This window comes from Blastocatellia bacterium (assembly GCA_016713405.1).
Lineage (GTDB): Bacteria > Acidobacteriota > Blastocatellia > Chloracidobacteriales > JADJPF01 > JADJPF01.
The window spans coordinates 109277-132081 of record JADJPF010000003.1; the positions used below are offsets into that span (position 1 = coordinate 109277).

At 34.5% G+C, this 22805-nt stretch carries 19 protein-coding genes and 2 tRNA genes; 9 read left to right on the forward strand and 12 right to left on the reverse strand.

The features are described from left to right. Positions 1 to 18: 18 nt before the first annotated feature. Positions 19 to 1062, reverse strand: coding sequence for a rod shape-determining protein (locus tag IPK14_03785; protein ID MBK7992547.1), 1044 nt, complete (start codon positions 1060 to 1062; stop codon positions 19 to 21). A 267-nt stretch (positions 1063 to 1329) separates the two neighbouring features. Here IPK14_03785 and IPK14_03790 point away from each other — a divergent pair. Together IPK14_03790 and moaC are read left to right on the forward strand one after the other, a co-directional pair. Next, positions 1330 to 1404: transfer RNA gene (locus tag IPK14_03790), tRNA-Asp, on the forward strand. Between the two features lie 60 nt (positions 1405 to 1464). Then, entirely contained in the window at positions 1465 to 1935 is a 471-nt protein-coding gene (gene moaC, locus IPK14_03795; GenBank protein ID MBK7992548.1) for a cyclic pyranopterin monophosphate synthase MoaC, read from the forward strand. A 3-nt stretch (positions 1936 to 1938) separates the two neighbouring features. Here moaC and IPK14_03800 read toward each other — a convergent pair whose 3' ends face one another. Together IPK14_03800 and IPK14_03805 are read right to left on the reverse strand one after the other, a co-directional pair. After that, on the reverse strand, positions 1939 to 2898 hold the full coding sequence (locus IPK14_03800; protein ID MBK7992549.1) for a YihY/virulence factor BrkB family protein: 960 nt from the start codon (positions 2896 to 2898) through the stop codon (positions 1939 to 1941). 27 nt (positions 2899 to 2925) lie between these two features. Beyond that, positions 2926 to 3912, reverse strand: a complete 987-nt coding sequence (locus IPK14_03805; protein ID MBK7992550.1) for a serine/threonine-protein phosphatase — start codon at positions 3910 to 3912, stop codon at positions 2926 to 2928. A gap of 872 nt (positions 3913 to 4784) precedes the next feature. On the opposite strand from IPK14_03805, the gene IPK14_03810 reads away from it, so the two are divergent. Further along, positions 4785 to 7760: a LysM peptidoglycan-binding domain-containing protein gene (locus tag IPK14_03810; GenBank protein ID MBK7992551.1), complete on the forward strand. Its 2976-nt coding sequence runs from the start codon at positions 4785 to 4787 to the stop codon at positions 7758 to 7760. A gap of 117 nt (positions 7761 to 7877) precedes the next feature. Here IPK14_03810 and IPK14_03815 read toward each other — a convergent pair whose 3' ends face one another. The 5 genes from IPK14_03815 to IPK14_03835 all read right to left on the reverse strand — a co-directional run bounded on the left by IPK14_03815 (position 7878) and on the right by IPK14_03835 (position 10820). After that, positions 7878 to 8159 carry an SHOCT domain-containing protein gene (locus IPK14_03815; protein MBK7992552.1) on the reverse strand — a complete coding sequence of 94 codons (282 nt, stop codon included), beginning with the start codon at positions 8157 to 8159 and terminating at the stop codon, positions 7878 to 7880. Positions 8160 to 8572: 413 nt separating this feature from the next. Beyond that, positions 8573 to 9238: a protein-L-isoaspartate(D-aspartate) O-methyltransferase gene (locus tag IPK14_03820; GenBank protein ID MBK7992553.1), complete on the reverse strand. Its 666-nt coding sequence runs from the start codon at positions 9236 to 9238 to the stop codon at positions 8573 to 8575. Between the two features lie 5 nt (positions 9239 to 9243). Beyond that, positions 9244 to 10065, reverse strand: a complete 822-nt coding sequence (gene surE / locus IPK14_03825) for a 5'/3'-nucleotidase SurE (GenBank protein MBK7992554.1) — start codon at positions 10063 to 10065, stop codon at positions 9244 to 9246. Positions 10066 to 10167: 102 nt separating this feature from the next. Next, positions 10168 to 10243 (reverse strand) — tRNA-Pro (locus tag IPK14_03830). A gap of 7 nt (positions 10244 to 10250) precedes the next feature. Then, positions 10251 to 10820 (reverse strand): MerR family transcriptional regulator, encoded by a 570-nt coding sequence (locus tag IPK14_03835; GenBank protein ID MBK7992555.1) that lies wholly within the window; start codon positions 10818 to 10820, stop codon positions 10251 to 10253. A 355-nt stretch (positions 10821 to 11175) separates the two neighbouring features. Here IPK14_03835 and IPK14_03840 point away from each other — a divergent pair, with 355 nt between their 5' ends. Then, a complete protein-coding gene (locus IPK14_03840) occupies positions 11176 to 12765 on the forward strand; it encodes a phosphoglycerate dehydrogenase (GenBank protein MBK7992556.1) in 1590 nt (529 codons plus the stop codon). Positions 12766 to 12875: 110 nt separating this feature from the next. After that, complete coding sequence (locus IPK14_03845) at positions 12876 to 13481, forward strand: hypothetical protein (GenBank protein ID MBK7992557.1); 606 nt, start codon at positions 12876 to 12878, stop codon at positions 13479 to 13481. Here the strand turns inward: IPK14_03845 and IPK14_03850 are convergent. From IPK14_03850 to IPK14_03860, 3 genes are all read right to left on the reverse strand, one after another. Continuing rightward, positions 13478 to 13636, reverse strand: a complete 159-nt coding sequence (locus IPK14_03850; protein ID MBK7992558.1) for a hypothetical protein — start codon at positions 13634 to 13636, stop codon at positions 13478 to 13480. The genes IPK14_03845 and IPK14_03850 overlap by 4 nt on opposite strands. Before the next feature lie 161 nt (positions 13637 to 13797). Further along, on the reverse strand, positions 13798 to 15663 hold the full coding sequence (locus tag IPK14_03855) for a winged helix-turn-helix transcriptional regulator (protein MBK7992559.1): 1866 nt from the start codon (positions 15661 to 15663) through the stop codon (positions 13798 to 13800). Positions 15664 to 15672: 9 nt separating this feature from the next. Then, on the reverse strand, positions 15673 to 16857 hold the full coding sequence (locus IPK14_03860) for an ATP-binding protein (protein MBK7992560.1): 1185 nt from the start codon (positions 16855 to 16857) through the stop codon (positions 15673 to 15675). A 448-nt stretch (positions 16858 to 17305) separates the two neighbouring features. On the opposite strand from IPK14_03860, the gene IPK14_03865 reads away from it, so the two are divergent. From IPK14_03865 to IPK14_03880, 4 genes are all read left to right on the forward strand, one after another. Further along, positions 17306 to 18946 carry a phospholipid carrier-dependent glycosyltransferase gene (locus IPK14_03865; GenBank protein MBK7992561.1) on the forward strand — a complete coding sequence of 547 codons (1641 nt, stop codon included), beginning with the start codon at positions 17306 to 17308 and terminating at the stop codon, positions 18944 to 18946. A 228-nt stretch (positions 18947 to 19174) separates the two neighbouring features. Continuing rightward, the gene (locus IPK14_03870; GenBank protein MBK7992562.1) at positions 19175 to 19990 is read left to right on the forward strand and encodes a methyltransferase domain-containing protein; all 816 of its coding nucleotides are present in this window, start codon (positions 19175 to 19177) and stop codon (positions 19988 to 19990) included. Positions 19991 to 20004: 14 nt separating this feature from the next. After that, positions 20005 to 20610, forward strand: coding sequence for a hypothetical protein (locus IPK14_03875; protein ID MBK7992563.1), 606 nt, complete (start codon positions 20005 to 20007; stop codon positions 20608 to 20610). Between the two features lie 3 nt (positions 20611 to 20613). After that, positions 20614 to 21915, forward strand: coding sequence for a phenylacetate--CoA ligase family protein (locus IPK14_03880; GenBank protein MBK7992564.1), 1302 nt, complete (start codon positions 20614 to 20616; stop codon positions 21913 to 21915). Here the strand turns inward: IPK14_03880 and IPK14_03885 are convergent. Further along, positions 21906 to 22796, reverse strand: coding sequence for a sulfotransferase domain-containing protein (locus IPK14_03885; protein MBK7992565.1), 891 nt, complete (start codon positions 22794 to 22796; stop codon positions 21906 to 21908). The two genes, IPK14_03880 and IPK14_03885, sit on opposite strands and share 10 nt — an antisense overlap. Positions 22797 to 22805: the final 9 nt, after the last annotated feature.

A 22805-nucleotide genomic window follows, 5' to 3' on the forward strand; every position in this document is an offset into this window, starting at 1 on the left:
AAAGATTTTATAAACTGTTTAATTTGCTTGCCGGGAAAGTCTGCGTAGTAGCAATGGGTTATCGAAAACAGCCGTTGCACCATAAACAACAGACTCACGAGGACTCTTTGCCGTTTTTACTGTTAAGTGCATTTCATTAGCAACCCGTTCAGCAAATTTAGCAAGTAGCGATCCCCCTCCAGTTAAAGTAATCCCTTGACTATGAATATCTCCTGCAACTTCAGGTGATAAATCTTCCAAAAAGCTTCTAATTGCATTAATTATTTCTTTTAATATAGGCTCTATTGCCCCATGTATTTCATTAGGGGTAATTGTCATCATTCCAGGAACAGAATGAACAATGCTTTGTCCGCGAATTTTTGTATTTTCTAGTGCTGAACTATTAAGCTTAGAAATAGGTAAAGCGCAACCTAGTTCCATTTTTACCCGTTCTGCGGTACGGCTTCCAATCATTAAATTATGGTAGCGTTTTATATGTTCTAATATAGCGGTGTCCATATCTGAACCACCCCGACGAATGGAGCGAGATGCTACTAAGTGAGAACGTGTTACCGCAGCAATTTCCGTTGTACCTCCGCCAATATCAACTATCATGCTAGCACGTTCATTGTTAGCAAAAATTTCTGCTCCTAAAGCAGCTAAATATCCTTTGTCAATTAAATAAATTTTATTTGCCCCTGCTGCTTGTACAGCTTGATATAGTGCATAACGCTCAACACTAGTAATGTCACTAGGAACACCTAAAACTACACGACGAGAAAAGGCAGATCGCCCTCCACGAGCTTTACGAATGTAAAGAGCAAGCATTTTTGCTGCTAGGTCAAAATCTGTAATTACTCCATCTTCCATAGGAGGAAATATTTCTACCTGCTCTGGAGACTGCCCTAAAATCTCTAATGCTTCATTACCAACAGCAGCAACTTCACCATCACTGCGATCAATTGCTACAACAGAAGGTTCATTTATTACAATACCGCGCCCACGAACAGCAACAAAAGTATGAACTGTACCTAAATCAATAGCTAAATCCTCTGTTATCAGCCCGCTAAAAGAAAATTTCATAAATATATCTTTGTTAAGAACAAAATAACTTTTCTATTAATTGCTTATTTTGATTTAATTAATCCGGTTGTTAAGTTCCTAAGAAGATAATATTTTCCTTAATTATTTACAATAGTTGTTTGTTTTCTCTATGCTTAAAGAAGCTTAAAAAACTAGTTTACCTATATAAACCGGTAAAATTATAAAAAAAGCCAGAATTTTTTATTGACACAACCTAGGGGCAATGTTAAATTACCGCTTCCGTTAAAACAAATAGTAATTTTCTTTGGAGTCGTAGTTCAGTTTGGTCAGAACGCCGGCCTGTCACGTCGGAGGTCGCGGGTTCGAGCCCCGTCGGCTCCGTTTCTAAAAGCCACTTGCAACCCAAGTGGCTTTTGTTATTTTGATATATAAGTAATTTTTATGACACAGTTTTCTCATTTAGATGAGCAAGGCAATGCTCAAATGGTAGATGTCACCAATAAAACCTATAGTAAGCGTCATGCTATCGCTAGTGGGTTAGTAAAAATGTCTCCTGAAACAGTGGCAGCTATTCGCGCCCATCAACTACCTAAAGGTAATCCATTTGAAACAGCCCGTATAGCTGGCATTTTAGCAGCCAAACAAACAGCTACTTTAATTCCTCTTTGTCACCCACTGCCAATTAGTCATGCTGATATCAGCTTAACATTAACGGATGAAGGCATTAGAATTTTGGCTAGTGTTTCTATTGCAGCCCCTACAGGGGTAGAAATGGAAGCTCTAACGGCTGTAAGTGTTGCAGCATTAACTATTTATGATATGTGTAAAGCTATAGATAAAAGTATTGTTATTACAAATATTCAACTAGAAAGTAAAAAAGGTGGGAAATCTGGCGATTGGAAGCGAAGCTAAAAATTACTCTTTCTTATTGCTCATTAATTCTAATTGATAATTAAACTCTGCTCCATAAAGTAGTGCAAAAGCTGTTAGAAACATCCAAATTAATAAAATAATTACTGCTCCTAAACTTCCATAAACTTGGTTATAAGATCCAAAATGTTGAACATAATAATTAAATAGCAATGTAGCAATTAACCAAAGCATTGTTGCTAGCATCGCGCCTGGCAGTACAAGCCTCCATTTTTGCTTACGCTCTGTTCCTACACGATAAATTAGCACAGCCATAGAAACTACTGTTATTAAAACTATTATCCAACGTGTCCAACTCCAAATATAATCCCATATATAATCAAACCCATATTTCCTTATTAAAAAAAGTTCTACCTGTTCTCCAAAAAGTGTAACTATAGTAGATATAAATAATGGAATACCTGTAACAAATACCAAAAAAATAGACATTAATTGTTGTTTCCAAAAACTTCTTTGAGATTTAATTTTATAAATTTTATTAAAAGCAGATTGTATTGTACCCATTATTCCAGAAGCACCCCAAATAGCTCCAATTAGCGAAAACCAAAACAACTTAGAACTAGAATCTAGAGTCATGCTTTGAATATAGTTTTCTACAATTTTATAGCTCTCTGTAGGCATCATTCTGTTAAGTGTAGTAAGTATTTCTGTGATGCTACGAGTAGCATTTCCCCAAATAAAAAAAAGGGTTATAAGTGCTACTAACATTGGGAAAAAAGACAGGATAAAAGAATATGCAGCTTCTTTTGCTAAAGCAAAACAATTATCATCATTTGACTTAATCGCTGCTTGTTTAAGAGCATTTAATATTTGTTTTAACCAAATAGAAAACTGCTCCCCTACTGATAAAAATACCTCTTCTGGAGGCTTAACTACTTGAGTAGAGTTAGTTGATGTTTTCTGTGTTTTTTGTGTTTTTTTATTTTTACCCTTTTTACTACTCAATTTTCTATTGATAAAAATAAGGCTAAATTATTCGTCATCTTCAATAGGTTCAGGTATTTTAATACGTGGTAGTTTGCTAGTTTGCATTCCACGTCTTCCTTCACCTGGGAAGAAAATAGAAAGAATTTCAACACTTCGCCAAATAGGTTCATCTGTTATAGGTTGTGCTAAACCTTCTCCTAAAAACTTTGTGGTTATTACAGTAATGTTATCTTCTCCACCTCGTAAGTTAGCAAGTTCTACCATATCACGACAAGCCGTGTCTAAATCTTCCGCTAATAAAATATCTCTTAATTCATTATCTTCAATCTTGTTTGATAAACCATCAGAACAAAGCAACAAACAATCACCTTGTTTTAACTCTAATTTGGTTAGGGCTACTTGTATGCTAGGTTCAACCCCTAAAGCCTGGAAAATAATATTCCGATTTGGTGCTGTAGCAGCTTGCTCTTTGGTTAATCGTCCAAGATCTATTAACATTTGTACGGCTGATTGATCCTTAGTAATTTGCTCAAATTGATTTGCCCTAAGTAGATAAGCCCTACTATCTCCAACTTGAGCAATATAAGCATTGTTACCGCAAACTAATGAAGCTGTTAGAGTTGTTCCCATCCCACGATAGTCTATATTCATTTGGCTTTCTTCCCAAAGACGAAAATTAGACTTTTCTACACACATTTTTAGTAAATCCGTTACAGGAAGATGTGAACGTACTCCATTATTTACAGCCTTTGTTAGTTCTGCCACTAAAGTATCTAAACCAAGATAACTAGCAATATCTCCCGCAGCAGCCCCACCCATACCATCAGCAACGGCTAGCAAACTTCCTTCTGAACCTAAATTTTGATTAATTATCTCTTTTGTTCCAGAGACAAAACGGCGGGAAGAAAAATCTGCTAGTATCGACCCTGTGGAAAGATCTGCAACAATAAAAGAATCTTGATTTTGCGATCTAATAACACCTGTATCACTAATACCAAAAATTTTTAGTTGAATATTATCTTGTTCAGTCAAAAGACATCACTCCAAAAATAATAGAATTTTAAGCTTAAACTTTTTGATTAGTTTGAAAGAAAAACTATTTTAACCTTATTTGTAACTTAAGCAAACACGAAAATAACATCAATACAAAAGTCTTTACATTTAACTAAAAAATTAAAGTATCCTACTTACAAACATGTTAGCCTTTTACTGTTTATTCCTTACTAACCATAAATTTCTTTTTCTACACTTTGGCAAAATGACAAATCATCTTAATTACAAAATATTTTTATAGCTTATCTTCTTTATTTTAATTTTAGTTTTAAAATAGGTATATCTTTGTATGTAAACTATTAATGTATAAACCATATTACTTGTATATAAATCATAATAAACCATATTACTTGTATATAGATCAAATTTCTAAGAGTAAAACTTTTCATTTTTATAAAAAATATCTTACAATGTCGCGCAACTAAAAATAAACTTTAAAAGCTTATTTTTAAGTAATAAACATTAGCATATATCAACTAAAAATCTTTTTGTTCTGCTTAAAGGTAGGAAAAATTTAAGAAGGTTAGAGGACTGCTATTCTGCATTTAATAAACAAAAAGCTTTTCTTTTCTAAAACTTACCACAAATTATCTGCTTATTTGCAGATAAAATTTTCTTCTTTACTAATAACTAAAGTAACAGTTATTAGGTGCCTGCAAATAAATAGTATTACCTGTATTTACTTAAACTATCAATAAATTATCAAATTTAATATTGATGGTTTTGTTCTTAAACAGTTTTCATAGTCAAACCTATCTTAAAAAATAGGCGTTCGTCAGTGGTACAACTTATTTTGTCTCTAGCAAAATAGCTTAGAGCAGATTTCTGTAAACATTTATGGAGAAGAAGATATGTCAAATTTCATTCAATATATAGTAAAAAAAGGGGATACACTATCTAAGATAGCCCAAAATACAACAGGTGGAAAAGTTTCTTGGCAAAAAATCTTTCAAGCCAATCGTGATGTCCTAAGTAATCCTAATAGAATTTATCCAGGTCAAGCACTAAAAATTCCTACTCTAGGGAAAGCTTCTGAAGTTAGCTCTTCAGCAAAAGATTCTGGTGCAGCAGGTAGTTATTCACAATATACAGTAAAAAGAGGTGATAGCTTATCAAAAATAGCTAAAAATGTAACAGGTGGAAAACTTTCTTGGCAACAAATCTATCAAGCTAACCGAGATGTAATTAGAAATCCAAATGTAATTACTCCTGGGCAAGTTTTACGTATCCCCGCAAATGGTTCAACAGTAAAACAAGTCTGTGAACAAGCAAAAACGGGTGATTATATTTCTTACACTGTAGTAAAAGGAGATACTTTATCAAGTATTGCCCTAAAAGTTACTAAAGGTAAAGTACCTTGGCAAGCAATTTTCAAGGCTAACCGAGACATTATCAAAAACCCAAACCTTATACATCCTGGGCAAGTTCTACGGATCCCAACAGGTGGAGATAAAGCACCAACAGAGCGTTCAACTTCTCTTGAACAAGGCATTATTGTAAACAAAGAAACTGGTCAAGAAATTAAAATTGGAGGAACATTACCAGATCCAAAAGATCCAACATCTCCAAATTATACTCCTAGATTTTCCCCTTCTGAACTTCCTCCCGGTGTAGATTTACGTAAATTTATGACTAAGGTAGAAGATCAAAGCCAAACTAGTAGTTGTGTTGCAAATGCTGTGGTAGGAGCATTTGAGTATTTACTTAGCCGTACATTTGGCAAATCGCCTGATCTTAGCCGTCTCTTTATTTACTTTAATGCTAGAGATATGGACGGCAAAGCAGATAAAGACGAAGGTTCAAAACTTGCTTATGCAGTTAGAGTAGTGCAAAAGCAAGGTGTTTGTGTAGAACCAACCTGGCCTTTTGATGTTAAAAGAGTTTTGGCACGTCCCAACGAAAAAGCATACAAAGAAGCTAATACTTTTGTAATTAAACATGGTAAACGTGTAGATTTATCTAATCTTCATCATGTAAAAAGTGCTTTAGCTGAAGGTTATGCTCTTCCATTTATAGTAATTATCTTTGAATCTTTCCAAAAAGTAGGCCCCAAAGGTCGTGTTCCTGTACCAGATCCAGATAATGAAAAATCTCTAGGCGGCCATGCAATGTTGCTTGTTGGCTACTCAGAAAAAGATAAAGTGTTTATTGTTCGTAATTCTTGGGGTGAAAAATGGGGAGACAAAGGTTATTGCTATATTCCTTATGAATATTTTGCTGATTCTAGTGGTAAAGCAACTCGTTTTGTTGGAGATACTTGGTTAGTTGCTGGTATACAAGAAGCCAATAAATCACCTCATCAAGATAAGAAACCTATTAAACCTAGCAAGAAAGACAAAAAGAAAAACAAAAAAGGTTCTCCTAACAGAAGCCATATTTCTCCTGCATGGGGAGTCTTGGCGGTTCCCGCTGTTATTCCTGTTGTTGACTATGCTGTAGATATTTGGTGCGAAAACAACAACTCAATATTTAACTACACAGAATGGGATATAAACGAAGGTCTAAACCTTTATGATATTAGCTATTATCAAACAGAATATTCCTTCTATCCTTCACAACTTTCATCTTATACAGAAAACTTTGCCTTTTATACAAACACCTCAGAATTTTACCAAGAGTGTAATAGCTATTGGGAAACATGGGAAGAATCAGCCCACGAAATAGAAAGTGAATGGGAATATGAAACATTTTTGAGCGAAGAAGAAGAATATGCACTAGAAGAATCAGAGTTTGAAGAAGAATTAGAATGGTATGAAGAGGATTGGGATGAGGACGACTTTGAGGATGACGATGACTACTTAGAAGACGATGATGATGATTATGAAGACGATACAGATTACGACGACGATGATGATGATTTAGATTGGGACGACGATGATGATGATCTATTTGAATTTGTAGATGATGATGATGACGATGATGATGATGATGATGATGATGATGATGATGATGATGATGATGATGATGATGATGATGATGATGATGATGATGATGATGATGATGATGATGATGATGATGATGATGATGATGATGATGATGATGATGATGATGATGATGATGATGATGATGATGATGATGATGATGATGATGATGATGATGATGATGATGACGATGATGATGATGATGATGATGATGATGATGATGATGATGATGATGATGATGATGATGATGATGATGATGATGATGATGATGATGATGATGATGATGATGATGATGATGATGATGATGATGATGACGATGATGATGATGATGATGATGATGATGATGATGATGATGATGATGATGATGATGATGATGATGATGATGATGATGATGATGATGATGATGATGACGATGATGATGATGACGAAGGTGATGATGACGAAGATGATGATGACGAAGGTGATGATGACGAAGGTGATGATGACGAAGGTGATGATGACGAAGGTGATGATGACGAAGGTGATGATGACGAAGGTGATGATGACGAAGGTGATGACGAAGGTGATGATGACGAAGGTGATGATGATGAAGGTGGTAGACGAAGGGTGATGATGGAGGCGATGAGGAGGATGAAGGGGAGGAAGAAGGCAGGGGATGATGAAGGCGATGATGAAGGCGATGATGAAGGTGATGATGAAGGTGGCGAAGAAGACGATGGTGGCGAGGAAGAGGACGGCGGTGATGAAGGTGACGATGGTGGTGATGAAGGTGACGATGGTGGTGACGGCGGTGATGATGGCGGTGACGGCGGCGATGACGGCGGCGACGGTGGCGATGATGGCGGTGACGGTGGCGATGATGGCGGTGACGGCGGCGACGGTGGCGACGACGGCGGCGATGAATAAGCAAATTGCTACTGCCTAAAAATTTCTAAGTTTTAAAACAATTAGATTCCTGTAGGTTAATACTTACAGGAATCTAATTTTAGAACTTTTTTAGAACTTTTATGGAATTATAAACACTTAAATTAAATCTAAATATTTTCGTTTTTTTAAGTTATACTCTTCTTCTGTCAAAATTCCTTCCTCATAAAGTTTTTTTAATTCCCGCAAAGCATCTACAGGAGAGTAATGAGCCAACAAAGGTGCAACTTTAACTTTAGATAAGTCAATATTGTTAGATAGTTTCTTTTCCTTAATTTCTTCAATTGTTTCTTCCTTAGTTTCATTTAGAAAGACTTTATCTGGATGAACAACCGCTAGAATTTCATTAAACATTCGTACCAGCAATTTCATTGCATTCATTTCAGGAAAAATAGTATTTAAGAAATTTATTTGATTAATTTGTACTTTTCCTTCATCTTCTAAAATTACTATTGACTCAACTTCTTTCCAAGAAAACTTTATTGGACTATCCCAAAGATTACGGGCATAAAGTTTTTTATCTGTAATTAACGCACCTTCTTTAGCACTACCAAAAAGCGTGCTATCAATTAAAACTAACACTTCCTCAAAAACTGCATCTCCAGCATAAAGTTTTAAAGCATTTTTTAACTTTTTAGGTGGGATATCAGGAGCAAAAAAAATAGCACTGTCTTTTATTTTTCCTTTATAACTTTCTGCTATGGAAATAATTTCTGTTTCCACTAAGTTATCTCCTTAAGAAAAAATTCTGTTTTACGAATTGTAAGATTATTGGAAAAACAAAGAAACAAATCTTATTTAGTCCAGCCTTGGCGACCAATCATTTTTACAAAAATCACTCCTCCATGATCTTCTGTAACTGTACCTTGGGCAGTTTTACGAACGCGAATTAGACGTTGATTTTGTTCTGTGCCTATTGGCAAAACTAGATTGCCACCTATATCAAGTTGTTCAACTAGGGCTGTGGGGATTTCTGGAGCGGCGGCAGCGGCTAAAATACCTTTATAAGGAGCGTGTTCAGGCCAACCTAAGCTACCATCTGAACAGCGTAAAATTACGTTATCAATTCCAAATTGTCGGATTCTCATTTTTGCTAATTTAGCAAGTTCCTCAATCCGTTCAATAGAGAAAATCAGCCCTGCAACATAAGATAACACGGCTGTTTGATAGCCTGAGCCAGCACCTACTTCTAAAACACGATCTCTTTTTGTTACGGCTAAAAGCTCAGTCATTTGTGCAACCATAAAGGGTTGGGAAATAGTTTGTCCGCCAGGTATTGGTAGCGGGTAATCTCCATAAGCCTTAGCTGTCAAAGCCTCTTCAACAAAAAGATGTCTTGGAACACTCGCCATAGCCTTTAACACTCGTTCATCACGAATACCACGACCTTGCAAAGAATTAATCATTCTTTGACGAGCAAAATGATAAGGATCTGTATTTGGTGGGGCAAAACTACTCATAAAATTTAATATAAATACTCTGCATTTTCCAAATTTGCTAAATCTTTTTGGACATCACTTTTTTGATTATTTTGACTTTCAGTTTTTGAGTCAGGGTAGCACTTTTCTAACTCTGTCAAATAACTGTGGTTAGTCATATCATTTTTTATAGGCGTAATAGAAACTAACCCTTGTTTAATTGCTGCAAAATCTGTCCCAGCAGCTTGCTCCCAATTAAGCTTGCCATAACCAACCCAATAATAAGGGCGGTTGCGAGGATCTCGACCTTCAGCTATTTCTGTTCCTGCAATTCGTGAAGCTTGGCGAGTTATTGCAATACCTTTAATTGGGCCACGTGGAACATTAACATTAAGCAAAGTTCCTCGCGGAAGACCTGTTTTTAAGACTTTATCTGCAATCTCTTTTGCTACTTCGGCTGCATATTGAAAATCATAACGATCTCGTCCAGTTAAAGAAACCGCTATTGACGAAATACCATAAAGCGTCCCTTCCATTGCGCCTGCAACCGTTCCAGAATAATGGATATCATCGCCTAAATTAGCACCGCGATTAATCCCAGAAACTACTAGGTTTGGTAAATTATCTTTCATTAAAATGTTAATAGCTAAAACTACGCAATCGGTAGGTGTTCCATTAACAGCATAAGAATTATCGCTTCGCTGCTCTATTCTTAAAGGTGAATGCAAGGTTAAGGAGTGGGACACGGCTGTCATATCTGTACTAGGAGCAACTACAATTACATCTCCCAAAGCTGTTAAACTTGTAGCTAGTGCTTTAATTCCTTCAGAATCTATTCCATCATCATTTGTTACTAAAATTCTTGGCATAAAAATTTTTAGGATAAAATTAGGATAAAAATTAACTAGAAATTAAAATGAGGTGCGAAAGCAAAGTTTAGCCTTGCTTTGCACCCCTCGTTTTTTTCAGTATCGGGACGACTGGATTCGAACCAGCGACCTCACGCACCCCAAGCGTGCACTCTAATCCAGACTGAGCTACATCCCGCTTCCGTTTATTTGCCGGGGATTATCGCATCACGAGAAAGCATTGTCAATAAACCATGCAGATCCCGTTTTATCTGTTGCAACGCCTGTTTTTGCTCTGGACTTAAGACTATTGGCTTTGTAGTTTTACTAGTAGGCTCACTTATTACTTCTCTTAATGAATGCAACTGTGCAACAACTTCTACTATATCTTCTTTATGTATTTCCTCTTTATGTATTTCTATAGGTGTTGGTTCAACTATTCTTACTTCTGGAATTAATTCAACGATTTCAGGGCTTACAACTTTTAACTTAGTGCTATTACCACGAAGTTCAGAAGCTAATTTCTTTTTTGCTCCTGCAATGGTAAAACCTTCATCATAAAGAAGTTGTTTTATACGTACAACAACCTCCACATCTTTACGGCGGTAAGTACGCTGACCAGCACGATTTTTTTGTGGTGTTAACATAGGAAATTCAGATTCCCAATAACGTAGAACGTGTGGTTGTACGTCAATAAGGTCACATACTTCACCAATCTTAAAAAATAGCTTATCGGGTATTGATTTAACTGGATAAATTTTGGCTTTCTCAACCATAAACACCACCTACTAGTAACTAATTCCTTTTAGTTATTGATACAATTGCCAATTAATATAAAAAACTTGTTTAATAGAGTTTCGCTTAAGATTCAGTAACTCAATATGTTACGACTTTATTAAATATGTGTCAACCTACAAGACAACCCATTCTTTTTAAACCTTTTATTTAGAGGGTTATCAATAAATGGAGAACTTTTTAATAGTATATTTTTGGATATCAAGTTGTAGAAATTTTTATCAGGAAAAGAGCCGCTTTGATCTATTGGTAGCTAATATCAATCCTGCTAGAATGACCAGTTTTATTTTAAGCAAAAATCTTAACCTACCAAATCAAAAATAAGGAAAAAGTATTATGAGTTATAAAGTTCTTGTTTGCGGCAATCTGTCGGAAGCCGGATTGAAGATTTTAGAGCAAGCAGAAGGCATTGAAGTAGATCGTAAAGGTGAATTAAGCCAAGATCAATTGTTAGAAATTATTGCTAGCTATGATGGTGTTGTAGTAAGAAGTGATACTAAGATTACTGCTCCTGTTATTGCAGCAGGAGAAAAATTAAAAGTTGTTGGTCGTGCCGGAACAGGCGTTGACAATATAGATGTCTCAGCAGCAACACAACGAGGAATTGTAGTAATGAATACTCCTGGTGGTAACACAGTTACTACAGCCGAGCATACCTTAGCTTTGATGGTTTCTCTAGCCCGCAATGTTCCTCAAGCAACCGCTTCAATGAAGGCCGGTAAATGGGAAAAGAAAAAATTTAGCGGTGTTGAACTATTAGACAAAGTTCTTGGTATAGTTGGAACAGGTAAAATTGGCAGTGTTGTAGCCTCTCGCGCTCAAGGTTTTGGTATGCGTGTAGTCGCTTTTGACCCTTATTTAACCCGTGAAGCCGCTGCAAAAATGAAAATTGAGCTAGTTACTTTAGATGAGCTACTTTCTTTAGCTGATTTTATTACCGTACATACTCCAATGACTCCAGAAACCAAAAATATCATCAATAAAGATGCTTTTGCAAAAATGAAAAATGGAGTCCGCATTATTAACTGTGCGCGTGGTGGCTTAGTCAACGAAACAGATCTTTATGATGCAATTAAAAGTGGAAAAGTCGCTGGTGCTGCTTTAGATGTGTTTGTACAAGAGCCAATCCCAACCGATCACCCGTTGCTAAGTTTAGATCAAGTAATTTGCACACCTCACTTAGGCGCGTCCACTGCTGAAGCACAAGTCAATGTAGCAGTTGCCATTGCCGAACAACTTAGAGATTTCTTTTCTACTGGCACAATTCGCGGTGCTGTTAACGCTTCATCCGTCAATCCAGAAGTTTTAGCACAAGTAAAACCCTATATTGAATTAGGTGAAAAAATCGGCTCATTCCAAGGTCAAGCCTTTGGTCACAATGTTAAAAAAGTCCACATTGACTATTCTGGCGATGTAGTGGAATATGACGTTAAGTTAATTACTCAAGCAATCCTAGTAGGTTTACTTTCCCCAACAAGCGAAAGAGTTAATTTTGTTAATGCTGCACTTGTAGCAGAAGAGCGCGGAATCCGCATTAGTGAAGCGCGTTCCCGCCGTGCAACAGACTTTGCCAGCCTTATTGAAGTAACAATGGAAACTGATGAACAACAAAGCCGCGTTGCTGGTGCTTTGTTTGGCGAAAAAGATCTACGTATCGTTAGGATAAATGGATTTCATTTAGAAGCAATCCCTACAGGCCATATGTTGCTTTGTTCTAATAAAGATGTCCCAGGTGTTTTGGGTAAATTCTGTTCACTGCTTGGGGACAATGAAATTAATATTGGCCGGCTTTATTTAGGACGCAAAGAAATCGGCGGCACAGCAATTTTACTTTGCCAAATTGATAATTCTCCAAGCGATGAGCTTTTAGCTTCATTAACCGAACTAAAAGATATCATTTCTGCTAAACGAGTCTATTTAGCTTAAATTAAAGCTAAGAACACTGTTAAACTAAAGGGAAAAGTTAATAGCTTTTCCCTTTTATTTTGGTTCAACTTTTATAACTAATCTAGTATATAACCTAAAGTAAGCTATCTATGAATAAAAACGAATATTTCTTGTTAGACATTGTTATTGAAGGAAAACACTTTATAAATATATTGACAAAACCAGATATTGAACTTTACCTTAATAGAACTACGCCAAATCTTTCTCAAAAACAATTGTTTATTCACTTAAAGAATTTATTTGATTGTGGTTATATAGTTGCTTATAAGAAAAATGGAGATAAATTTATTCCTACAGATAAAGAGATTAAAAAATACTTATATAGCCCTAAAAAAAAATTGATAGCTCCACCTTATGGTTTAACTGAAAAAGGGGGTGCTTTATGGGAAGAATATTCTTTCCCAAATTGGGATCGTTATGTATATGCTAGTTATGGTGTAAATGATGGTGAAATTATTTCGGCAGATAAAACCCTTGTAGAGAAATATTTAAACCTACATCCATACCGCGATAAATTTATAATCTCAGGCAGCGAAACCTGGGATATTTTATCACCCTGGCAAGCAACATATTGGAAATCGCTTCCTATAGGTTATAGAGTACAATTTCTATATAAAAGTCAACTTATGCAAAAACCTATATCAGAAACAATTTATCAGCAACTTCAAGATATAGAAACTTGGTATAAAAACTAAGTGTTACTCTTTAACACTTCTTGCAATATCTCGCGTTCCTCTATAGGTAACTCTAACAACACACGTGGATCTTTATCATTTTCATAATATTTAATAGCAATATCCATAAATCGAAAAGCAACCGGTAATTTTTCTTCACTAACAACCCTTTCCATAAGTCTCCCAAGTTTGTACAAGTTTAAGGTTTGTTGGAAATGAAATTAATAAATCAATACTTGCTACTAACCCTTATCCTTAAAAAATAAAGAGCATTATGCCTATCAAATATTTCAACAAGTTTTTTATCCGATCTTTCCAAGTGTTTGCGTCTTTTGTGCTACTGAATAAGAATAGCAATAATATTTGTAATATCTATGATGTAAGGTTTTTGTAAACTATCTGCCTGTAAAAAACCTTCATTTAGTGCAATATATGCTTCGTCCCATTGGTTTAGTGCTAACAAACATTTTCCTTTTTCAAACAATGACACAGATAAAAAACCTTTGTTATCTAAGCTAAAACTATACCTTATTAAAGAATCTAAAGCCTTCTTAAATTTACCTAAGTCAAAAAGATGACCTTTGTTAAGCCAAACAAATGCATGTTTAGGATCGATTTCTATAACTTTTTCAAATGCTAACAATGCCTTTTCATATTGCATCAACACACCTAATTCAACTCCTAGATAAAACCAAGCAAGAGTATTACTAGAATCAATTTTTGTAGCTTCTTCAAAGGTTTCTAAAGCTTCCTCATGTTGTCGTAAATTTAATAGTATTATCCCTTTACTAATCAAATATTTTATTGCATCTTTTTTATTTTTTTCACTTTCCTTTTCTTGCTCCAAAATAGCAAGGATTTCTTCTACTATTTCTAATGCTTTATTCCAATTCTCTTCCCTAATATACTCATTATATTCTTCCCTACATATAGAAATAACAGGATTAGGTTCTTTTTTTGTTAGTTCAATAGCTTGCTTTAAATAAATCCATTCAAAAGAATCATTTGGAGTAGAAGCTAGGCGTGTTTCTAAATCATTTGATGAATACCAAAAACGTAAAAAATCAACAAATAAGCGAATAGGCTTGTCATGGTGCATTTTGACCTCTATGCAAAGACGCATTAAAGGTTCTTGAAGCTCATAATAGGATTCTCGCCCAATATTATGAGAAATAACATAACCTTTTTCTTTTAAGGTTTTAAGATGGCTAGATGCAGTCTGATGTGTCATAAAACAGCGTTGTGCTATTTCTTTGACGACAACTGCGCGACGTTCTTCGCATAGATATTCAATTATTTTTTGCTGTTGTGCAGATATTTCATTTAATCTTGATTGGTAATATGGCGTAAGGTCGTCAAGAGTTCGCATAAAAGGTTCTACTAAATCATCTAGGGCTTTAGCATTAAGAAATTCTGAAAAAATTATATAGACCCGATGATTTCCACCTGTGAGGTGGTGTATAGCTCTAATTCTAGCCGTTCCCATTGGGCTAGAAATTAATCTAGCTAACTCGTTATCTTTTTTATGGTTAGCAATATTTTTTAATAGCTCTGTTGACTCTTCTAAATTCAAAGGCTTCAAATACTTTATCTGAAAAAACCCATAAAATGGTGAATCTCGCAAAGAAACGCCATCAAATAGGCTTTGGGAAGTAGCTAAAATGGTACAAAAGGGATTGTTTTGCAAATAAGCTCTTAATTTTCTTTGTTCCTTATCACCTAAACCTTTAAATATTTGGTTTAGATTTTCCATTAAAATTACTAAAGTTCGATTTCCAACTAATTCTTCTAACAAATTTTTAGCTAGAGCTTCAGCGTTTTTAATTGGTATTTCATAAAGCTTATTGATTTGTTCGGCTATGGTTGGGCTGGATTCTTCAGACAAAGTTGCACGTAAAAGGCGAATTAGTAAATCTAAAAATGAACTTACACCCCATTCTTCTTCTCTTAACCAAGCAATAACGGCTTTTTCTTGAAAAGCAGCTATGTCTTTTAAGCGGTGGTAAATTAATGAAGTGAAATGTGTTTTTCCAATACCTCTTGGCCCAATGAGCAAAATATAGTGTTTAGAACTTGTTGAAATGCTATCAACTATGGATTCAGTCACTTCTTTAGCTAATTCTTGGCGTTGAACAAATAACATTTCCAAAGTTTCTTTAGACATTAAATTAGGGCTAAAGTAAGAACGAAAATCATCTTTCATATTAGTTTCTTAACCTCTATTAATTTTCCAAAATCTTTTAATTATGGATAGGCGGAAATGAAAACATCCGTCTGTTTGCCTAGTAATATAGTGATCCTGTTGAAGTAATCTTAGTAGCTTGCGAACTATTTCTTTATCTTCAATTAGCATTTCAGATTTAAGTAAATTAAATATCTCATTAAAAGATAGTAGTTTATCTGCTGAAGCAAGGATATCTAAGATAATTAAGCTAATTTTGGACTCATCACTAGAGTAATATTTATGTATGCGGCTTTCATAATGGCCTAAGTGCCAACTATCATTTCCTTCCACAAGCTTTTCATTTACTAACTCATTAACATTTTTAACATCAACATCTTTGTGTTGCTTAAGTTCGCTAACAATTCCATGTATGTAAAATGGAAATCCATCAACGTTTTCTGCAATAGCTTTAGCAACTTCTTCTAGGTTTTGAGTGCTTATATTTTCACCTTTTAATAGCTTAAGTGCTAAATCCTGTGCATCATCAATTGCTAAAGGTGAAACATCTACTGCCTTCATATCATTTGTAGGATCATTAGCATAACCTGCTTTTTTAAGCTTCCTGATTACGTGATGTAGCCCTATTGATCCAGTGTAAATCATTCTTAGCTTTGGATATGTCTGGCGTAATGCCCTTAGAACATCCAGCATTTCCATTGCTGCTTTTTCTCCATGATCGATAACTATGTTATCAAGCATCATTGGGAACTCATCAAAGAAAAAAATCGGTGTATCTGTTTGATTTTCCATCAAATCGCTAATGAGTTCATTTAATAAAATTTTCCAAGAATCCCCTATAATCTTAGGTAGTTTTAATATACCTGCAATTTCTGTTTCACCAAACTTGCTTAAAAACTTGCTTATCCTGGTGGTGTTTTTTTGTAATGGGCTTAGATATGGCTGTATCTCTTTATACAACCATTCAACAAATTCTAATGGAGAGCGAAATCCTTCTAAATCACCTTTGAAAATCAAGTGTTTTTTCAGGAAGCTGTTATTTTGTAGAGCTTTATTTTCTGCTTCCATCTTATTCAAAATGGAAGTCTTTCCAATTCTTCGTTCTGCGGTTAAAACTAAGCTTTGTTGTTCTAAAATATTCCAAATTGTTTTAATAAAATCATCTCGCCCTACAACATTTGTGGGTTCTATGTATCCTCCAGGATTGGCTTTCATATTTACACCTCAAAATCAGTTAAAATTGACATACGATAAAATTAACGTATGTTAAAAACATTGTACGTCAATTTTATCGTATGTCAATTTTATCGTATATATTTTATAAAGATTGTATGGGTTAAATAGGTTGTTGTAGAACTATCTAGCAAGAAATAAGAGAAACTTAGCAGGGAAAGTGCAGTAGATTTTCCCTGCTAAATTACTATAGTTCTTATGACATATTGCCTATAATCTTAGATCTAGCCCAAGTCCCACAACCTAGCGGGTTAGAGGGCAAATCAAGACAAGGAAAATTTAGCAGTATTTCTTGCTAAATAAACAAACTTTTTACTAAAAATAAACCCTAAACATCATACAAATTTTTGAGCATATTTATACACTCCCCTTTCAATATTAAATCTATCCTTTTTACAGGATTCACTATTTTTATTTATTGGAGGAATTAATGAAGTCTTTTCGTTGGGATGTGCTTATTGAGATAGTTTTAGTAGGAATAATAATAGGAAGCTTTTTTGTGCTAGCATCACAAAAAATACAGTTTCACCCTGCACCATGGAAAGATGAACCTTGGTTGATGCAACCAGCTTACCAGGTGCTAAAAACAGGAAAAATGTCTCTACCAATGTTTAGGCATTTTAATAATGAGATAGGAGAAAGAATTTTTACCAATCCAGTTTTTACTTACTTATTAGCAGGCTGGTTTAGTTGTTTTGGTTTTGGAATTTTGCAAGCTAGGATGTTTAACTTAACTTTAAGTATCGGAGTTTTACTAATAGTTTATTTAATTGGACGTTCGTGGGGAGGACGTGTAACGGGAATAGTTGCTATTACTTTACTAGCTTGTGACAACAATTATTTTACTGGTAGTCGTTTCCTACGCAATGATTTTATCTCGGTATTTTTTGCTATCACTGCTGCATTTTCCTACTTAAAAGCCAAATTCCTATTAGCACAAACTTTAAAATCTGGCAGAGGTTGGTTAATAATGGCAGGGGTTTTAGCCACGCTTTCTGTATTTTCCCATCTTAATGGTTTATATGTAGTTATACTATTAGGCATTTGGCTTTTTATTGATTATGGTTGGCGAATGCTAATAAAGCTTGAGCCTTGGATAGTAGCAATTAGTATTAATTTGTTTGCCTTGCCCTATGCACTTTATTGCTGGAGCAACCGAGAGGTTTATCTAGCACAATTTAATATTCTTGCAAAAGGACGAGCTAAAGGTCTGACTTTAACAGGCTTAGGGACAAACATTTTAGCTGAACCTAAACGCTATGCAAACTGGGATGATGGCGTAATGTTTATGACTACAAATTACGCTGTTCTGTTTTTTAAAATTCTAACCATAATAGCTGTAATTTACTTATTTATTAGAATTATCCGGCAAATAATAAAAAAAGAATCTCTTTCTACATCCCCTTATATTTATTCCCTTACGGCAATTATTTGTATAGTAGTGTTCTTTGCTACTGAAGTAAGTAATAAAACTCATTCCTACCTACCACATTTAACTGTTTGGTTCGCCCTAGCAATTGGCATTACCTTAAATGATCTAGTTTGGAAACTAATAGCCTTGACACCTGAATTAAGCAAATTTTTACTAGAAGAACAACCAAAAGAACCTATCTCCAAAGAAAAACGCCTAGCAGCACGAGTAATATTAGTAGCATTGATGGTAATGGTATTTACTTATACAAGTGGTGTAGCTGTATTAACTTATAAATATCAAAGATACTTAACAACTCTTACCTGTAAGCAAAATAAACAACTAGCAACTGTTTTACACAAAACAGTTACGCCTAATTTAATACCTATTGGTGTACCAACTTATTGGCACCTCTTTGCGCGTGTAAACAAAAATGACTATCGGGTTTTTTCTCGCTATTTAATGAAAAAAGTACTAAAAGGAGAATATCCTAATGAGCAATACGCTTTTATTTGTGATAAAAGACAACAAAAGAAACTATTTGAACTTACTAAAAAATTAGGAAATGATGTGGTAAGACCTGTTCATCTTCTAGTCGAATTACCAGAATCTCCTTACGGAAAAATATGGATTTATTATATTGGTAAAGCTACAAAATAGCCTAAAATCCATATTAATATGGGGCTAAAGAAGGAGAAAATTTAAAGTTTTTCCTTCTTTCCCATAAAAGGCTAGAAAAGTTAAACTATTTGTCTAGCAATTCCTTTATAATTTACCTACTATAGGCTACTTAAACAAATACAAAAGAGCTTAATAAGTGGATTCTTTATTAAAAACCACTTTATACTTGCTAAATAATCTAGTAGCTAACTTCTTATCTATCAATCTATGCCTAAATTGGACAGCAAAAATAAATTTGATTATTGGGATCAAATTTATCAAGAAACTACAATCTCGCCTCGGCTTAATATTTGGCGAGCCTATATGCAAGAGCTTTATTTAGAATTAGTTACAAAATGGATAAATAATTTTGAACAATCACCTTGCCTAAAAACAGATCTTTTTGAGGAAGCTATCACAGAACATAACCTTTTATCTTTTTTTCCTAATGGTAGTGTTGGGCTAGATTGTTCATTATCAATAACTAAGGCAGCTTATAAAAGACTAAAACAGACTCAAAAAGAAGTATTTATAATTAATGCTGATTTGCGAAATATCCCTTTAGAAAACAAAAGCATAAAACATATTTTTTCTGGTTCATCGCTTGATCATTTTCAACACAAACATGAACTTGACGCTAGCTTAAAAGAACTAGCTAGAATCTTAAGTTTAGATGGAACGCTAGTTTTAACTTTAGATAATCCTCATAATCCAGTTATTTGGCTAAGAAATAAATTACCATTTAAGTTATTAAATAAGTTAGGGTTAGTGCCTTATTATGTTGGTGCTACTTTAACTCGGCAAGAGTTATGCAAATCTTTAGAAAACCTAGATTTGGAAATAAAAGAAATTACTGCTATTAGCCATGTTCCTCGCGTTCTAGCAATATTCTTAGTTAGCCTTTTAGAAAAATTAGGTGTAAAATCCCTAGATACACAACTTAGAAAAATTTTTCTGTATTTTGAAAAATTAAACTCTTTGCCAACTCGTTATTTTACTGGCTATTATTTAGCTATCAAGGTAATCAAACCTAGGTCTAATTAGTTACAGATAAAAATATGTCGTTAAAAACATTAAAAATGAAGTTGATGACAACTTTTTATCGACGTGTTCTTTGCTATCGTCGGTCTTTTGCGGTTTCCCAACCAATAAAATTTGATCTATCAATAAAATTTACTCTTTTGACTAAAGAACATTTACCATTGTTAGAAAATTGTTTGTCTGCCAAAGAAATAGCAAACACTAAAAAAAGTTGGGAACGTGGTCATGACTGCTTTGCTTTAATATTAAGTGAAAATGCTCAAGAAAAAATAGCCTCTTTTGGTTGGGTAGCTACTAAAAATCCATTTATTGATTACTTAAATTGCTTTGTAAAACTTGATGATAAAACAGCTTATTTCTATAACCATTATACTTTTCCTGATTACCGAAAATCTGGTTTTCATTTCCAACGAGTTTTAGCAACGCAGTATTATTATCAGGAATTAGGATTTCGACATAGTTTTAGCGTCGTCGCATGGGAAAATTCCGAGGCACTACAAGCAGCAGACAAATTTGGTAAAGATGCAATAGGCGTTTATCATTATTGGCGATTAGGTATAAAAAGCTTATACAAAGCCGAAAGTTGGATATCAGAACCTCTACCAGAGTTGATTAGACAATAATTTATGTTAAACAAAGCATTTAGCCGATTAACATCACTCTATTCTTTATTAAAATCTAAATCTCCTTCAGAATTGGCTATTTACCAAGAAAAGCAATTACAAAAAATAGTCCGTCACGCTTACGAAAATGTGCCTTATTATCAAAAACTTTTCCAACAACACAACATCACGCCTCAAAAAATTAAAACTCTTTCTGATTTGCCTTTAATTCCAATAACCGATAGACCAACAATACAAGCTTGTAAAGCAGAAGAAATTATTGCTAATAGTTTGCAATCTAAGAATTTACTTAGTATTACTACGGGCGGATCATCTGGAATACCGCTAACCGTCTATCGCTCTTGGGTAGAAGAAAGATTGCTAAATCAATTTCGCTGGCGTGCTTTACATTCTTATGGGCTAAAGGCGCGTGATAAGATTTGCTATGTAAGATTTGCTTATAATACGCCGGGAGAAAACCAATCTCTACAACAAGCTATAAAAAAAATAGGCTACTACCAAACAAGCGTAATTGACTGCTTACAACCTATAAGTAAAATTATTGATTTACTAGCTAAATCTAAAGCAGATGTAATAGTTTGTTTTCCTGTCGTGATGCAAAGAGTTGCTCAAATGATGTTGGATGAAGGCAAGACGATTGCATCACCTAAATTTATTGCTATTGGGGGAGAAGTCCTAACCCAAGAAATGAAGGCCACTATTAGCCAGGCTTTTCAAGCACCTGTTTTTAACACTTATGGAAGCAATGAATTTAATTTAATTGCTTGGGAATGTCCGGTTTCTAGGGATCTGCATCTTTGCCAAGATAATGTAATAGTTGAAATTCTTAAAAACGGTCAGGAAATAAAAAGCGGCGAAAGCGGGGAAATTGTTGTTACTGGATTAAATTCTTTTTCTATGCCGTTTATTCGCTATCGTTTAGCAGACCTTGTTACTAAAGGCGATCCTCAATGTAGTTGTGGACAGCCCTTTCCAACAATTAAACAAGTGATTGGTAGAATGAACGATTATTTAGTTTTGCCTGATGGACAAGAAACACATCCACTAATTTTACTGCCTATTATCCGAAGTGCTTCTTGGATCAAGGGTTATCGGCTAATCCAGGAAAAAACGGATTATTTAATATTAAATGTCATAATAAGCAAGACTCCTAGCAACTTAGAGTTAGAAAGCTTAAAAGAAAAAATTTGCCTTGCATTAAAAGCAAAACTTCAAATAGACATTAATTTTGTTGATGAGCTAACTTTAGAAAAAAGCGGCAAGTTTCGTATCTTTCAATCGCGCGTAAAATCCGCTTATAAATGAGGTACAAGCCACATTGAAAGATCTCGTCCAATTAAATCTTGTAGTTTCAAAATATCTTCGCGGTATTCTTTTAATAACTGCATTTTTATATTTTCTGGGATGGGAGGAAATTTTTCTCCTAAAGTACGCTCATAAACTCTAAACATCTTCCGCACTTTTAAGGGTATAACTTTAAGTAAAAACCTATGTAGCGGATTTGGTTGAGTTAAAAATCTATATAACAAATTGCTGCGAACTTTGCGTGTAGGGTTATATATTTGCTCAAAATTAACAGTAAAAGAACCGTCTACTTCTAAAAATTGGAAAATACTTTTTAATAACTCTCTAGGATTTTGTCTTAAGTCATCGTACAAGCAAACTTTAATTTGCTCTCTAGGAAATAACTTGTAGTAATTTTGCAAATGAGCAAAATAATAACCTCTTTCTCTATACTCTTTACACGCTTGATTTTGCTTTTTTCTTTCCTGATCTTTTGCTAAAGCTTCCTCAAAATTCTGACAAGTTTCTGTTCCAAGTTGTAAAGCATAAGTAAAAGCTGAATAAGCCCTTTCAGCAGGATTACGTAAAATAGCTATTAACTTGATATTAGGAATATGCTGATAAATTTTTTCTGCAACTTGAGGATAAGTTAAATAAGTTGAAGTCGCTTCACCAAAAACTTTTTCTTTAGTCACTCCATCAAAAAGCTTTTTGTATTCCGCCAAATCTGTAACAACTTCTCTTAGTGGAATTTTGTCTCTTGGAATACATTGAGCAACAAAAAAATGAGGTTCTTTAGATGAACTCATATATATTTCTGGATGTTGTTTTAAGTATTGATAAAGCGATGTAGTCCCACTTTTAGCCGCACCAATAATTAAAAAATTAGGATATCTTCCCATTACTTTATT

What these genes read in the sequence shown, in the direction of transcription:
- IPK14_03785 (MBK7992547.1), bottom strand. Translation starts at nt 1,062, where the DNA reads ATGAAATTTTCTTTTAGCGGGCTGATAACAGAGGATTTAGCTATTGAT.
- moaC (MBK7992548.1), top strand. Translation starts at nt 1,465, where the DNA reads ATGACACAGTTTTCTCATTTAGATGAGCAAGGCAATGCTCAAATGGTA.
- IPK14_03810 (MBK7992551.1), top strand. Translation starts at nt 4,785, where the DNA reads ATGTCAAATTTCATTCAATATATAGTAAAAAAAGGGGATACACTATCT.
- IPK14_03815 (MBK7992552.1), bottom strand. Translation starts at nt 8,159, where the DNA reads ATGAATGCAATGAAATTGCTGGTACGAATGTTTAATGAAATTCTAGCG.
- IPK14_03820 (MBK7992553.1), bottom strand. Translation starts at nt 9,238, where the DNA reads ATGAGTAGTTTTGCCCCACCAAATACAGATCCTTATCATTTTGCTCGT.
- surE (MBK7992554.1), bottom strand. Translation starts at nt 10,065, where the DNA reads ATGCCAAGAATTTTAGTAACAAATGATGATGGAATAGATTCTGAAGGA.
- IPK14_03835 (MBK7992555.1), bottom strand. Translation starts at nt 10,820, where the DNA reads ATGGTTGAGAAAGCCAAAATTTATCCAGTTAAATCAATACCCGATAAG.
- IPK14_03840 (MBK7992556.1), top strand. Translation starts at nt 11,176, where the DNA reads ATGAGTTATAAAGTTCTTGTTTGCGGCAATCTGTCGGAAGCCGGATTG.
- IPK14_03845 (MBK7992557.1), top strand. Translation starts at nt 12,876, where the DNA reads ATGAATAAAAACGAATATTTCTTGTTAGACATTGTTATTGAAGGAAAA.
- IPK14_03850 (MBK7992558.1), bottom strand. Translation starts at nt 13,636, where the DNA reads ATGGAAAGGGTTGTTAGTGAAGAAAAATTACCGGTTGCTTTTCGATTT.
- IPK14_03855 (MBK7992559.1), bottom strand. Translation starts at nt 15,663, where the DNA reads ATGAAAGATGATTTTCGTTCTTACTTTAGCCCTAATTTAATGTCTAAA.
- IPK14_03860 (MBK7992560.1), bottom strand. Translation starts at nt 16,857, where the DNA reads ATGAAAGCCAATCCTGGAGGATACATAGAACCCACAAATGTTGTAGGG.
- IPK14_03865 (MBK7992561.1), top strand. Translation starts at nt 17,306, where the DNA reads ATGAAGTCTTTTCGTTGGGATGTGCTTATTGAGATAGTTTTAGTAGGA.
- IPK14_03870 (MBK7992562.1), top strand. Translation starts at nt 19,175, where the DNA reads ATGCCTAAATTGGACAGCAAAAATAAATTTGATTATTGGGATCAAATT.
- IPK14_03875 (MBK7992563.1), top strand. Translation starts at nt 20,005, where the DNA reads ATGTCGTTAAAAACATTAAAAATGAAGTTGATGACAACTTTTTATCGA.
- IPK14_03880 (MBK7992564.1), top strand. Translation starts at nt 20,614, where the DNA reads ATGTTAAACAAAGCATTTAGCCGATTAACATCACTCTATTCTTTATTA.
- IPK14_03885 (MBK7992565.1), bottom strand. Translation starts at nt 22,796, where the DNA reads ATGGGAAGATATCCTAATTTTTTAATTATTGGTGCGGCTAAAAGTGGG.